The sequence below is a fragment of the Pseudomonas sp. ZS1P83 genome, from assembly GCF_054897825.1.
In genome coordinates, this window is record NZ_CM142706.1 from 1,769,285 (window position 1) to 1,783,167 (window position 13,883).

10 protein-coding genes are annotated in these 13,883 nt (G+C 62.0%); all 10 read left to right on the forward strand.

Annotated elements, in window-relative coordinates; genetic code table 11:
* The first annotated feature begins 12 nt into the window (after nucleotides 1-12).
* The 10 genes from ACYZT0_RS08610 to uvrA all read left to right on the forward strand — a co-directional run bounded on the left by ACYZT0_RS08610 (nucleotide 13) and on the right by uvrA (nucleotide 13,779).
* On the forward strand, nucleotides 13-930 hold the full coding sequence (locus ACYZT0_RS08610; protein ID WP_462045450.1) for a LysR family transcriptional regulator: 918 nt from the start codon (nucleotides 13-15) through the stop codon (nucleotides 928-930).
* A 38-nt stretch (nucleotides 931-968) separates the two neighbouring features.
* Complete coding sequence (gene lexA, locus ACYZT0_RS08615; RefSeq protein WP_282375996.1) at nucleotides 969-1,586, forward strand: transcriptional repressor LexA; 618 nt, start codon at nucleotides 969-971, stop codon at nucleotides 1,584-1,586.
* Nucleotides 1,586-2,203, forward strand: a complete 618-nt coding sequence (imuA, locus tag ACYZT0_RS08620) for a translesion DNA synthesis-associated protein ImuA (RefSeq protein ID WP_462045451.1) — start codon at nucleotides 1,586-1,588, stop codon at nucleotides 2,201-2,203. Before lexA ends, imuA begins: the two co-directional genes overlap by 1 nt.
* Before the next feature lie 7 nt (nucleotides 2,204-2,210).
* Nucleotides 2,211-3,626: a Y-family DNA polymerase gene (locus tag ACYZT0_RS08625; protein ID WP_462045452.1), complete on the forward strand. Its 1,416-nt coding sequence runs from the start codon at nucleotides 2,211-2,213 to the stop codon at nucleotides 3,624-3,626.
* The gene (locus ACYZT0_RS08630) at nucleotides 3,602-6,700 is read left to right on the forward strand and encodes an error-prone DNA polymerase (RefSeq protein WP_462045453.1); all 3,099 of its coding nucleotides are present in this window, start codon (nucleotides 3,602-3,604) and stop codon (nucleotides 6,698-6,700) included. The genes ACYZT0_RS08625 and ACYZT0_RS08630 overlap by 25 nt, the downstream gene beginning before the upstream one ends.
* A 304-nt stretch (nucleotides 6,701-7,004) precedes the next feature.
* Entirely contained in the window at nucleotides 7,005-7,679 is a 675-nt protein-coding gene (locus tag ACYZT0_RS08635) for a CsgG/HfaB family protein (RefSeq protein ID WP_462046527.1), read from the forward strand.
* Between the two features lie 30 nt (nucleotides 7,680-7,709).
* Nucleotides 7,710-8,084 (forward strand): DUF4810 domain-containing protein, encoded by a 375-nt coding sequence (locus ACYZT0_RS08640; protein ID WP_462045454.1) that lies wholly within the window; start codon nucleotides 7,710-7,712, stop codon nucleotides 8,082-8,084.
* Nucleotides 8,081-8,740, forward strand: coding sequence for a DUF799 domain-containing protein (locus ACYZT0_RS08645; protein ID WP_462045455.1), 660 nt, complete (start codon nucleotides 8,081-8,083; stop codon nucleotides 8,738-8,740). The genes ACYZT0_RS08640 and ACYZT0_RS08645 overlap by 4 nt, the downstream gene beginning before the upstream one ends.
* A gap of 237 nt (nucleotides 8,741-8,977) precedes the next feature.
* Nucleotides 8,978-11,089, forward strand: coding sequence for a hybrid sensor histidine kinase/response regulator (locus tag ACYZT0_RS08650; protein WP_462045456.1), 2,112 nt, complete (start codon nucleotides 8,978-8,980; stop codon nucleotides 11,087-11,089).
* Between the two features lie 53 nt (nucleotides 11,090-11,142).
* Nucleotides 11,143-13,779 (forward strand): excinuclease ABC subunit UvrA, encoded by a 2,637-nt coding sequence (uvrA, locus tag ACYZT0_RS08655; protein WP_462045457.1) that lies wholly within the window; start codon nucleotides 11,143-11,145, stop codon nucleotides 13,777-13,779.
* Nucleotides 13,780-13,883 lie beyond the last annotated feature (104 nt).

The window sequence follows — 13,883 nt, forward strand, 5'->3', positions numbered from 1 at the left end:
AATGGAAAAAGAATGGACAAGTTGGGTGCATTGAAAATGTTCGTGGTCACGGCGCAATTGGGCAGTTTCAGCCGCGCCGCCGAGCAACTGGGCAAGACGCCTTCGGCCCTGACCAAAGCGGTCAATCACCTGGAAGCCGAGCTCGGCGCCCGGCTGTTCGAGCGCAGTACCCGACGGATTCTGCTGACGGAAGTGGGGCGGCTCTACCTGGAAACCGCGCGTCAGGTATTGCAACGGCTTGAGGAGGCCGGCGAGGAAATCGAGCAAATGCAGCATGGCCTGCGCGGCAGTCTGAAAATCACCGCGCCGCTGGCCTATGGGCAGGCCTTTCTTGACCAGGTGTGTGGTGGATTTCTGGAGCAATACCCGCAGATCAATCTGCAAGTCGACCTGTGCGATGCGTTCGTCAATCTGCTGGAAAGTGGCTACGACCTGGCGTTGCGCGAAGGTCATGACGACTTGCCGGGGTTGATCGCCCGCATCGTCGGCAGCAATCGTCTGGCGCTGTGTGGCAGCCCGGCTTATCTGGCGCGCAAGGGGCTGCCGGTCACTGCGCAAACCCTCGATGACCATGAATGGCTGTTGTACCGCCATCCGTTGCTCAGCCGCGAATTCTGGTGGGCCGAGCGCGACGGCCAGCGTTTGAGCCTGCCGCAACCGAAGACGCCGCGTTTGCGCAGCGACAATTACGACCTGCTGCTGGCTAATGCGCTGGCGGGGCGCGGGTTGCTGCACACGCCGCTGTGGAGTGCCGCGCCGTATCTGGCCGAGGGTCGACTGGTGCGGGTGATGGCCGACTACGACATCGATCCGGACAGCTTTGGCGCGCACATTCTAGCGGTGTACCCGAGCCATCGGCGGGCGACCGCCAAAGTGGTGGCTTTCATCGATTACATCGCAGGTTTTCTGGCGTCTCGTGGCTTGAACTGACTGGCGGTCCTTGTCAGGAAAAAGGTAAAAGAGTACAAATGTACTCCATGACGACTTTAACTCCCCGCCGTACCGCCATCCTGACCTTTATCCGCGATCGAATCGCTGAACACGGTCAGTCCCCGAGCCTCGCTGAAATCAGCGAGGCGTTCGGTTTTGCCTCCCGCAGCGTGGCTCGCAAGCATGTGCTGGCGCTGACCGAAGCCGGTTTCATCGAGGTCAATGCGCATCAGGCCCGGGGCATTCGTTTGCTCGGGCAACCGGCGCGGCCCGAGCTGCTGGATATTCCGGTACTCGGTCGGGTGGCGGCGGGTGCGCCGATCGGTGCCGATGCCGAGGTTCACAGCCGCTTGCTGCTCGACCCGTCGATCTTCTCGCGGGTGCCGGATTACATGCTACGGGTCCAGGGCGACTCGATGATCGAAGACGGCATTCTCGACGGCGATCTGGTGGGCGTGCACCGCAATCCCGAGGCGGTCAACGGCCAGATCGTCGTCGCGCGACTCGACGGCGAAGTCACCATCAAACGTTTCGAGCGAGTCGGCGACGTTGTCCGACTGCTGCCGCGCAACCCGGCCTATAAGCCGATCATCGTCGACGCCGATCAGGACCTGGCCATCGAAGGGGTGTTCTGCGGTCTGGTGAGGCAAGGGTGATGGGCGCCGTCGTTGCGCTGGATACGCTGTTCAATGGCGGCCAGGTCTGGAAGGGCCGGCCTGCGCCACCGGCCGTCAGCCCGCAACCCACCGGGCATGCCGCGCTGGATGCGGCGTTGCCTATTGGCGGTTGGCCGGAAGCGGCGCTGACCGAAATCCTTTTGGCGGGGCAGGGCGTCGGTGAATTGCAACTGGTGTGGCCGGCGCTGGCGCGGTTGTCGGCCGCTGGCGAGCGCATCGTGTTGGTGGCGCCGCCTTACGTGCCGTACCCCCAGGCCTGGCAGAACGCCGGGGTCGATCTGCGCCAGTTGTCGATCATCCAGGCCAGCGAGCGCGATGCGCTGTGGGCGGCCGAACAATGCCTGCGTTCGGGCAGTTGCGGTGCGGTGCTGTGCTGGCCGCACAAGGCTGATGATCGAGCGTTGCGCCGCTTGCAGGTGGCCGCGGAAACCGGCCAGACCCTGGCGTTCGCCTATCGCTCGATCAATGAAGCGGTCAACCCTTCGCCAGCCGCTTTGCGCATTGCCATCGACGCCAGGCCTGCGCAATTGCGCGTGCTCAAGTGCCGGGGCGGGTTGGCGCGCTCGGCGCCGATTGCCTTTACCGTGGGGCATTGAGGTTGCCATGCGCTGGGTCTGCATTCTTTTCCCGCAATTGGCGCTGGACGCGGTACTGCGTCAGCGCTCTGATCCCGATGCGCCGCTGGCGCTGCTGACCGGCCCGGCCCAGCGTCGGGTGTTGCAGGCGGTCAACGGTTCGGCGCGGGCGCTGGGCTTGCGTCCCGGTCAGTCGATGACCGCCGCGCAGGCGCTGAGCAAAGGGTTTGCCACGGCCGAATACGATGCCGCCGAGATCGAACACTGGCAGCAGTTTCTGGCTGCATGGGCCTACCGCTTCAGCGCTCAGGTCAGCGTGCATTACCCGCGTGCGGTGGTGTTTGAAATCGAGTCCAGCCTGGGATTGTTCGGCGCCTGGCCGCAATTCGAGGCGCGGTTACGAACCGAGCTCGGCGAACTGGGGTTTCGCCATCGGATTGTTGCCGCGCCCAATCCGGTGGCCGCACGGGTGCTGGCCAACGCGTATGACGGTCTGGTGGTGCCCGACGATCAAGCCTTGCACCATCACCTTGGGCAGTTGCCCATCGACCGGATCGGGCTGGAGATCAGCGTCGCCACGGCGTTGTCGCGCATGGGACTGCGCACTTTGAGTCAGGTTCAGGCGTTGCCTCGCCATAGTCTGGCCCGGCGTTTCGAGGCCCAAGTGCTCAAGCATCTGGACACCTTGCTCGGGTTACGGCGACTGGCGCTGACGTTCTACCTGCCGCCGGACCGCTTCGATGTGCGCATCGAGCTCAATTTCGATGTGCAGTCCCATCAGGCGCTGCTGTTTCCGTTACGCCGATTGACCGGTGACCTGTCAGCGTTTCTTTGCGGGCGGGACAGCGGTGTGCAGCGTTTCGACCTGCACCTGGAGCATGCCGGGTTGCCGGACACCGTCATCAAGGTCGGCCTGCTCAGCGCCGAACGTGATCCAGCGATGCTCTTTGAACTGGCCCGAGGGCGGCTGGAACAGGTTCAGGTCGAGGCCCCGGTGCGTGGTTTTCGTCTGCGCGCCGAAGACTTGCCGGCCTTCGTTCCCCAGTATCAGGAGCTGTTCGACGACCGCCCGCAGCAGTCCTTGCCCTGGGAGCAACTGCGCGAACGCTTGCGGGCGCGGTTGGGGGATGACGCGGTGCAGGGTTTGCGGTTCCAGGCCGATCACCGGCCGGAATGCGCATGGCAGGCCAGTGTCGACAGTCAGCGCTGTGGCGGGCTGCCTGCGGTGCAACGACCGGGCTGGCTGCTGACTGAACCGCTGGCGGTGCACGAAGGTTCGACGCGCATCCTGATGGGGCCGGAACGCATCGAGTCCGGTTGGTGGGACGGTGACGATGTGCGCCGCGATTACTTCCTGATCGAAACCCGTTCTGGTCAGCAGGGCTGGGCCTATCGTGCGGTCGGTGAGGACGGCCGGTTGTGGCTGCAGGGGTGGTTCGCATGAGCATCGACTATGCCGAACTGCACTGCCTGTCGAACTTCAGTTTCCAGCGCGGTGCTTCCAGTGCCCTCGAACTGTTTCAACGGGCGAAAAAACAGGGCTATCAGGCCTTGGCAATCACCGATGAATGCACCCTGGCCGGTATCGTCCGCGCCTGGCAAGCGGCCAAATCCGTGGCGCTGCCGCTGATCATCGGCAGCGAAGTGCGGATCGAGAACGGCCCGAAACTGGTGCTGCTGGTGGAAAGCCTTGAGGGTTACCAGACCCTGTGCCGACTGATTACCCGAGCGCGCCGCCGAACGCAGAAAGGCCAATATCAAGTGCTGCGGGAAGACTTCAGCGAACCCTTGCCGGGGCTGTTGGCGTTGTGGGTGCCGGACGCTGTCGATGACGTTGAACAGGGCCACTGGCTGAAGCAGACCTTCGCCAAACGCCTGTGGCTGGCCGTCCAGCTACATCGCGGCCAGGACGATACCCGACGGCTGGCTGCGCTGTTGACCCTGGCAAGCGAACTGCGAATCCCGGCAGTGGCCAGCGGCGATGTGCACATGCACGCTCGCGGGCGACGCGCCTTGCAGGACACCATGACCGCGATCCGTCATCACGTGCCGGTGGCGGAGGCCGGGTTGCGTCTTCATCCCAATGGTGAGCGGCATGTGCGCAGTCTCGATGCGCTGCAATCGATCTATCCGCAAGCATTGCTCGACGAAACGCTGAACATCGCCCGACGCTGCACCTTCGACCTCGGTCAGTTGCGTTATCAATATCCCCGGGAGTTGGTACCGCAAGGCCAGACAGCCACGTCCTGGCTGCGTCATTTGACCGAAGAGGGCATCGCGTGGCGCTGGTCAAAAGGCCCCCAGGCCAAGGTGCTGACGCAGATCGACAAGGAACTGGAGCTGATCGCCGAGCTGGGCTACGAAAGCTATTTCCTGACGGTTCACGACATTGTGCGTTTCGCCCGTGAGCAAAAAATCCTGTGTCAGGGCCGTGGTTCGGCGGCCAACTCGGCGGTGTGCTTTGCCTTGGGCATCACGGAAATCGATCCGGATCGCACCACGCTGTTGTTCGAGCGCTTTCTCTCCAGGGAACGCAACGAGCCGCCGGACATCGACGTCGATTTCGAGCATGAGCGTCGCGAAGAAGTCTTGCAGTACGTGTTCCAGCGTTATGGCCGGACCCGCGCGGCGCTCACGGCGGTGGTCAGCACGTATCACGCGGCCGGCGCGGTGCGTGATGTGGCCAAGGCCTTGGGGTTGCCGCCGGATCAGATCAACGCCCTGGCCGATTGCTGTGGCCACTGGAGTGATGAAACACCGCCAGTGGAACGCCTGCTTGAAGGCGGGTTCGATCCCGAGAGCCCGGTATTGCGCCGGGTGCTGAGCCTGACGGGGCAGCTGATCGGTTTCCCCCGACACCTGTCCCAGCACCCCGGCGGTTTCGTGATTTCCGAGGAGCCTCTGGACAGCCTGGTCCCGGTGGAAAACGCTGCCATGGCCGAGCGCACGATCATTCAGTGGGACAAGGATGACCTCGACGCGGTCGGGCTGCTCAAGGTGGATATTCTGGCGTTGGGCATGCTCAGTGCGATCCGCCGTTGTTTCGATCTGTTGCGCCGTCATCGCCATCGGGACCTGAGCCTGGCGACGATCCCGTCCGAAGACTCGCAGACCTACGACATGATCGGTCGTGCCGACACCATCGGCGTGTTCCAGATCGAGTCCCGGGCGCAGATGTCGATGCTGCCGAGGCTCAAACCCCGGACCTTCTATGACCTGGTGATCGAAGTGGCGATTGTCCGTCCGGGGCCGATTCAGGGCGGGATGGTGCATCCGTACCTGCGACGCCGAAACAAGGAAGAACCCGAGATCTATCCGTCCCCGGCACTGGAAACCGTGCTCAAGCGCACGTTGGGCGTGCCGCTGTTTCAGGAACAGGTGATGCAGATTGCGATTGTCGCCGCCGACTACAGCCCCGGCGAGGCCGATCAGTTGCGCCGCTCCATGGCCGCCTGGAAACGCCACGGCGGGCTCGAACCGCACAAGGATCGCCTGGCCGCCGGGATGAAGAAAAACGGCTACACGGCCGAGTTTGCCGCGCAGATCTTCGAGCAGATCAAAGGCTTCGGCAGCTACGGTTTCCCCGAGTCACACGCCGCCAGTTTCGCCTTGCTGACCTACGCCAGTTGCTGGTTGAAGTGCCACGAACCGGCGGCCTTCGCCTGTGCGCTGATCAACAGCTGGCCCATGGGTTTCTACAGCCCGGACCAGATTCTGCAGGACGCCCGTCGGCATCATTTGCAGATTCGCCCGGTGGACGTGCGCGCCAGCGATTGGGATTGCAGCCTCGAACCGATCACCGGTGCCCAACCGGCGATTCGCATGGGGTTGCGGATGATCAAGGGCTTTCGCGAGGACGATGCCCGGCGCATCGAAACGGCGAGGTCGAAGGGGGCGTTTGTCGACATTGCCGACCTCGGCGAGCGGGCGCGACTCGATGCCCGCGCCCAGGAGCAACTGGCCGATGCCGGTGCGCTGCGTGGACTGGCCGGCGACCGTCATCGGGCGCGCTGGGAAGTGGCGGGTGTACAGAAACAGCTCGGCTTGTTTGCCGGTCTGCCGAGTCAGGAGGAGGGCGCGGTGTCGTTACCCAAACCTACCGTGGGCGAGGACCTGCTAGCCGATTACAACAGTGTCGGCACCACGCTCGGTCCGCATCCGCTGGCGTTGTTGCGGGGTGAATTGAAAGCCCGGCGTTGCCGCAGTTCGAAGGAGCTGCTGGATGTCGAGCATGGACGACCGGTCAGCGTCGCCGGGCTGGTGACCGGTCGGCAACGCCCGGGTACCGCCAGTGGCGTGACCTTTGTCACCCTTGAAGATGAGTTCGGCAACGTCAACGTGGTGGTCTGGCGCGACCTGGCCGACCGGCAGCGCCAGGTATTGGTCGGCTCGCAATTGCTCAAGGTTGATGGGCGCTGGGAGAAGGAAGGCGAGGTGCGGCATTTGATTGCCGGACGGTTGAGCGATTTGAGCCCGTTGCTCGACGGCATCAGTGTGCGCAGCCGGGATTTCCGCTGACCTCGGGACATGATCGTTCCCACGCTCTGCGTGGTAACGCCTCCCGTGACGCTCTGCGTCCGTGGCTGCATTCCCACGCAGAACGTGGGAACGATCAATGCATCAGCCAATGCGTTGACGTCAAAAGTAAATTAAACACTGTCTTCAGTGATGGCGTTTTGGCATAATGCCGGCCGCCGACGTCCCGCACGTCGATTGTCGATTGTCGATTTGATTCCCCTCGCTTTTTCGCCGCTGCAACCCTCAGTGGCTGGCTATTGCCGTGCCGGGATAAACCGTTTTTCAAAAGGAATGCACAGTGAGAATGATCTCTCGGATGTTGGTATCGGCGGCAGCGATTGCCGTCTTGGGCGCGATGGCTGGGTGTGCGACCGAAAGCTCGCGCGCCTTGCCGGTAGAAAAGGTTGAAAGCGCCAGCCTCGCTTATGCCGGTGTTCGCGTACCCATGGCGGTCGGCAAGTTCGACAACCGTTCGAGCTACATGCGCGGGATCTTCTCCGACGGTGTGGATCGCCTCGGCGGTCAGGCCAAGACCATCCTCATCACTCACTTGCAGCAAACCAATCGCTTCAGCGTGCTGGACCGCGACAACATGGGTGAGATCCAGCAGGAAGCCGTGATCAAGGGCCAGTCCCAGCGCCTCAAGGGTGCTGACTTTGTGGTAACCGGTGATGTCACCGAGTTCGGCCGCAAAGAGACCGGCGATCACCAGTTGTTCGGCATTCTCGGCCGCGGCAAGACCCAGGTGGCCTACGCCAAGGTCAACTTGAACATCGTCAACATCAGCACCTCGGAAGTCGTTTATTCGACTCAGGGTGCGGGCGAATACGCCCTGTCGAACCGCGAAGTCATTGGTTTCGGCGGCACCGCGGCCTACGATTCGACCCTCAACGGTAAGGTGCTCGACCTGGCCATGCGCGAGGCGATCAATCGTCTGGTAGACGGCATGAATTCCGGTGCATGGAAACCGGGCAACTGATCAAGGTTGATGACAAGGAGCGGTACAAGCATGTTCAAGCGTTTTATGTCGTGGGCGTTGATAGCGTCGACATTGCTGGTCAGTGGCCTGTTGGCCGGCTGCAACACCGGCCCGAAAACCCTGTACCAGTGGGAAAGCTACCAGCCGGAAGTCTACGAGTATTTCAAGGGTGAAGAGCCCAAGGAAGCTCAGGCCGAAGCCCTGGAGCGTGACCTGCAGAAGATCCGGTCCACCGGCAGGACACCGCCGCCTGGCTACCACGCTCACTTGGGCCTGTTGTACCTGAGCATGGGCAAGGACGATCAGATGGTGCAGCAATTCAGAACCGAGAAGACGTTGTTTCCCGAGTCGACGCCGTACATGGATTTTCTGCTTAAAAACGCCAAGACCGGAGGCACCCAATGATCGCGCGCTCATTGAAACTGGTGGCCGGCCTGCTGGCTTTGGCCGTGCTCGGTGGCTGTGTCAGCCCCAAGACCGTGGACTATTCGGCGTATAAGCAAAGTCGTCCAAAAACCATTCTGGTGCTGCCGCCGCTGAACAACTCGCCGGACGTCAAAGCGTCCTACAGCCTGTTGTCGCAGGTCACGTACCCGTTGGCTGAAGCCGGGTACTACGTGCTGCCGATCGCCCTGGTCGATGAGACGTTCCGCCAGAATGGCCTGACCACGCCGGCGGATATCCATCAGGCACCGGCCAACAAACTGCACGAAATCTTCGGTGCCGATGCCGCGCTGTACATCACCGTGACGGACTACGGCACTCGCTACATGATCATCAACAGCGAAACCGTCGTGACCGCCTCCGCGAAACTGGTGGACCTCAAGAGCGGCACCACCCTGTGGACCGGCTCGGCTCGGGCTTCGAGCGAGGAGGGTGGTAACAACGGTGGCGGTGGTTTGATTGGCATGCTGATTACGGCTGCGGTCAAGCAAGTGATCAACAGCTCCACCGACGCCGGTCACCCGATTGCCGGTGTGACCAGCGCTCGGCTGCTGTCGGCAGGGCAATCGGCGGGGTTGCTGTATGGGCCGCGTTCGCCGAAATACGGTACTGACTGAGATCGTTCCCACGCGCTCAAGCACCTGATCAAGGTGTAGCCACGCTGAAATCTTGTAGCAGCTGCCAGGTTCGTCCCCATGGCAAGCTCCATTGCCACAAAAATCTGCAGGTGAAGAATCAGCTAACCTCTATGAAACCATTGGTGACCGCGATGCTCGAAACAAACGGGCACGCACCGTCCTCATGCCGTTGCGATCCCTCAAGCCAGCTCATCTACAGGGATACAGAATCAGTCGATGCAGTTTTTAGACGATAGCCACGGGTGTGCCGGCTGGAACGGTGAAATGGCCGGGCGTATCCGCGCGTTCGACTGGCGCGTGACCGAGCTGGGGAGCATGGACACCTGGCCCGCAAGCCTGTGCAGCGAGGTGCAGTTGATGCTCGCTTCGCCACTGCCGATGGTGATGCTGTGGGGTCGTGCGGGTTACATGATCTATAACGATGCGTACTCGACGTTTGCCGGTGGCCGACATCCTTACCTGTTGGGTTCCCCGGTGGAACTGGGCTGGCCGGAAGTCGCCGAGTTCAATCGACATGTGGTCGACACCTGCCTGGCCGGCGGCACGTTGTCCTATCGCAATAAAGAGCTTGTGCTTTTGAGGGACGGCATACCCGAAGACGTCTGGCTGGACCTCTATTACAGCCCGGTGGCTGATGATGACGGGAAACCGGCCGGGGTCATGGCGATGGTGGTCGAGACCACTGAGCATGTGATTTCCGAACGCCGTCGTCAGGCCGCCGAGGACGCCTATCACGCCGACAACGAACGGGTGCGCCTGGCGCTCAATGCCGGGGCTTTGCTCGGCTCGTTCGTCTGGGACATCAAGGGTAATGTGCTCTCCGGCGATGAGCGTTTCGCTCGCACCTTTTCCTACCCATCCGAGCAAAACCTGGCCGACCTGCCAACGGACATCGCCGAAGCACAGATCCATCCCGATGACCGCAACTGGGTGCAGGAACAGATCAATCAATCAGTGGAAACCGGCGAACCCTTTAACGCCGAATATCGGGTCCAGCGCCCTGATGGCAGTTATCTGTGGGTGCAAGCGAGTGGTGGCTGCGAGTTCAATGAACAAGGTGAACCGTTCCGTTTTCCCGGGGTGTTGATCGACATCCACGAACGCAAGAGCGCCGAAGAATCCTTGCTCAAGTTCACCCGCAATCTGGAGCAGCGCGTTGCCGATGAAGTCGAAGCACGGCTGGCCGCTGAAGAACAACTGCGTCAATCGCAGAAACTCGAAGCCATCGGCGGCCTCACCGGCGGCGTGGCCCATGACTTCAACAACCTGTTGCAAGTGATCGCCGGCAACCTTCACTTGCTGGCGCGGCATGAACCGGACAACGCCAACGTGCAGCGCCGGGTCAGTGCGTCGATTGCCGCGGTCGAACGTGGCGCCAAACTGTCTTCGCAATTGCTCGCGTTCGCCCGTCGTCAACCCTTGTCGCCAGAGGTCTGCGATCTGCGGCAGGTCTTCGAGGGACTGGGTGAATTGTTGCAGCGGGCGCTGGGGGAAACCTTCCAGATCAATGTCTGCGCGGCTGAAGCCCTTTGGCACATTTACGTGGACTGCAATCAACTGGAAAACGCCATCCTCAATCTGGCGATCAATGCCCGGGACGCCATGAAAGGCGAGGGGACCATTGACCTGATCACCGAGAACATCGCCCTTGATAGCAAGTTTTGTGCAGGCAAGGGCATCGTCGCCGGTGACTATGTCTGTGTAGCGGTGGCTGACACGGGTGTCGGCATGTCGCCGCAGGTACTCGCACAGGCTTTCGAACCGTTTTTTACCACCAAGGCCGACGGCCAGGGCACGGGGCTTGGATTGAGCATGGTGTTCGGTTTCGTCAAGCAGAGTGGCGGGCATATCGAGATTTCCAGCGTGGTCGAGCAGGGCACTCGAGTGCAACTGTATTTCCCTCGCAGCCTGCGTCCGATGCAGAGCGAAACGGCACTTCACGATCCGCAACAACGAGGCGGACACGAAACCATTCTGGTGGTCGAGGACAACGAGGCGGTGCGCAGCGCCGCGGTGGAATTACTGAGCGAAGAAGGTTATCAAGTCCTGACGGCTGCCAACGGAGACGTCGCCATGCAGATGTTGTTGGAGGGCGCGGCAGTGAACTTGATTTTCACCGACGTGGTCATGCCCGGCCTGATCAAAAGCTCGGACCTGGCGGCCTGGGCCAAGGTGCAGACGCCGCCGGTGGCCGTGCTGTTCACCTCGGGCCACACCCGTGACATTATTTCGCGCAATCACCAACTCAACCCCGACACCTATCTGCTGAGCAAACCCTACGGTCCCGAAGCGCTCACACAGATGGTTCGCACCGTGCTCAAGGGCTGACCAGATCCAACCCTGAACCGCATTTCTTTGAACCTTCCAATCAAGGCCTCTTCATGACGTCGAAGCGCACCTCCAACCCTCCCTCAGGCATGGTCAGGGTGCGCGGCGCCCGGGAGCACAATCTCAAAAACGTCGATGTCGACATTCCCCGGGATGCCCTGGTGGTGTTCACCGGCGTGTCCGGCTCGGGGAAATCGTCGCTGGCGTTCTCGACCCTCTACGCCGAAGCGCAACGCCGCTATTTCGAATCCGTAGCGCCTTATGCGCGGCGCCTGATCGATCAGGTCGGGGTGCCGGACGTCGACTCCATCGAAGGCTTGCCGCCGGCGGTGGCCTTGCAACAACAGCGGGGCACGCCGAGCACGCGGTCGTCGGTGGGCAGCGTGACGACGTTGTCGAGCCTGATCCGCATGCTTTACTCCCGGGCCGGCAGTTATCCGCCGGGGCAGCCGATGCTGTATGCCGAAGACTTTTCGCCCAACACGCCCCAGGGCGCGTGCCCCGAATGTCATGGGTTGGGGCGGGTGTATGAAGTCACCGAAACCTTGATGGTCCCGGACCCGAGCCTGACCATTCGCCAGCGCGCGGTCGCTTCCTGGCCCACGGCCTGGCAGGGACAGAACCTGCGCGACATCCTGGTGACCCTGGGTTACGACGTAGACAAACCCTGGCGCGATCTGCCGAAAAAGCAACGCGACTGGATTCTTTTCACCGAAGAAACACCGACGGTTCCGGTGTACGCCGGGCTCACCCCCGAAGAAACCATCGTCGCGCTCAAACGCAAAATGGAACCGAGTTACCAGGGCACGTTTACCGGCGCCCGGCGCTACATCCTGCACACCTTCAGCCATTCCCAAAGCGCGCTGATGAAGAAGCGTGTCTCGCAATTCATGCTCGGCAGCCCGTGCCCGTTGTGCGACGGCAAACGGCTCAAGCACGAGGCGTTGTCGGTGACCTTTGCCGGTTACGACATCGGCGAGTTGTCGCAGATGCCATTGCTGCAAGTGGCGCAAGTGCTGAAGCCGGTGGCTGCTCACAGCTACCTCGAACAGGCCGACGAGGCGGGCGAGGTGTTGACGCACAGTCAGACTCGCGAGGCCCGTGAGCAGCGAGTCGCCCACGGCGCCAGTGGCCACGCCAACGCGCCGGATGTGCGCCACACACCGAATCTGTCAGTGGAGAAACGCCTGGCCGCGCAACGGATCGCTCAGGACTTGTTGGAGCGGGTCAGTACGTTGACTGATCTGGGGCTCGGTTATCTGGCGCTGGAACGCAGCACGCCGACGCTGTCGTCCGGTGAGTTGCAACGTCTGCGCCTGGCGACGCAATTGGGTTCGCAGTTGTTTGGGGTGATTTACGTGTTGGATGAGCCGTCGGCCGGTCTGCACCCCGCGGATGGTGAAGCGCTGTTCGAAGCCCTGCAACGTTTGAAAGCCGCTGGCAACACCTTGTTCGTTGTCGAGCATGACCTGGAAACCATGCGCCGCGCCGACTGGTTGATCGACGTGGGCCCGGCGGCCGGCGAGCATGGAGGCCGGATCCTGTACAGCGGACCGCCGCCAGGCTTGGCTGATGTGACGAACTCGCAGACACGTGCTTATCTGTTCGCCGAGCAGGTCACTCAGCCCCGAGCCAGCCGCAAGGCGACCGAATGGCTGCGGCTGGAAGGCATCACCCGCAACAACCTGAACAACCTCAGCGTCGAGTTTCCGCTGGGCTGTTTTACCGCGGTGACGGGGGTCTCGGGTTCCGGTAAATCGAGCCTGGTCAGCCAGGCGTTGCTGGAGCTGGTGGGCGCGAATCTCGGGCGCGCGGCCAGTGACAGTGAGCTGGAAGCGTTAAGCCTTGAGGACGACGCACCGCAAGTCAGCGGCGGTCAGGTCACGGCGGGGCTGGAATCGATCAAGCGTCTGGTGCAAGTCGATCAGAAACCCATCGGCCGCACACCGCGCTCAAACCTGGCGACTTACACCGGGCTGTTCGACAACGTGCGCAAACTGTACGCCGCCACTCCCGAGGCGCAGGCCGAGGGTTATGACGCCGGTCAGTTCTCCTTCAACGTTGCCAAGGGCCGTTGCTCGACGTGCGAAGGTGAGGGCTTTGTCAGCGTCGAGTTACTGTTTATGCCCAGCGTCTATGCGCCATGCTCGACCTGCCACGGCGCGCGCTACAACCCCGAGACGCTGGCGATCATCTGGCAAGGGTTGAACATCGCCCAAGTGTTGCAGTTGACGGTGGATGAAGCGGTCACGGTATTCGCCGAACAACCGGGTATTCGCCGCTCGCTGGAGGTGCTGCGCGATATCGGCCTGGGTTACCTGCGCCTCGGCCAACCGGCGACCGAGCTGTCGGGCGGCGAAGCCCAGCGGATCAAACTGGCCACCGAGCTGCAACGCAACCAGCGTGGGGCAACACTGTATGTGCTCGACGAGCCCACCACCGGATTGCACCCGAGGGATGTCGATCGCTTGCTCGAACAGTTGAATACGCTGGTCGCGGGGGGGCATACGGTGATCGTCGTCGAACATGAAATGCGTGTGGTTGCGCAGAGTGACTGGGTGATCGACATTGGCCCGGGGGCGGGGGATCAGGGCGGGAAGATTGTCGTCAGTGGTACACCGCAGAAAGTCGCCAGGAGTAAAACGAGCCGGACGGCACCGTTTTTGGCCAGAACCCTTGGTTCGGCTTGAGTCGGGTGGTGTTACCACCTGCGTCATCGCGAGCAAGCTCGCTCCCACAGGGGATTTGTGAACACCACAGATCCAGTGTGGGAGCGAGCTTGCTCGCGAAGGCA

Excerpts from the sequence above, each read along its gene's own strand:
- ACYZT0_RS08610 (WP_462045450.1), top strand. The coding sequence starts at position 13 with ATGGACAAGTTGGGTGCATTGAAAATGTTCGTGGTCACGGCGCAATTG.
- ACYZT0_RS08645 (WP_462045455.1), top strand. The coding sequence starts at position 8,081 with ATGATCGCGCGCTCATTGAAACTGGTGGCCGGCCTGCTGGCTTTGGCC.
- imuA (WP_462045451.1), top strand. The coding sequence starts at position 1,586 with ATGGGCGCCGTCGTTGCGCTGGATACGCTGTTCAATGGCGGCCAGGTC.
- ACYZT0_RS08650 (WP_462045456.1), top strand. The coding sequence starts at position 8,978 with ATGCAGTTTTTAGACGATAGCCACGGGTGTGCCGGCTGGAACGGTGAA.
- uvrA (WP_462045457.1), top strand. The coding sequence starts at position 11,143 with ATGACGTCGAAGCGCACCTCCAACCCTCCCTCAGGCATGGTCAGGGTG.
- ACYZT0_RS08625 (WP_462045452.1), top strand. The coding sequence starts at position 2,211 with ATGCGCTGGGTCTGCATTCTTTTCCCGCAATTGGCGCTGGACGCGGTA.
- lexA (WP_282375996.1), top strand. The coding sequence starts at position 969 with ATGTACTCCATGACGACTTTAACTCCCCGCCGTACCGCCATCCTGACC.
- ACYZT0_RS08640 (WP_462045454.1), top strand. The coding sequence starts at position 7,710 with ATGTTCAAGCGTTTTATGTCGTGGGCGTTGATAGCGTCGACATTGCTG.
- ACYZT0_RS08635 (WP_462046527.1), top strand. The coding sequence starts at position 7,005 with ATGATCTCTCGGATGTTGGTATCGGCGGCAGCGATTGCCGTCTTGGGC.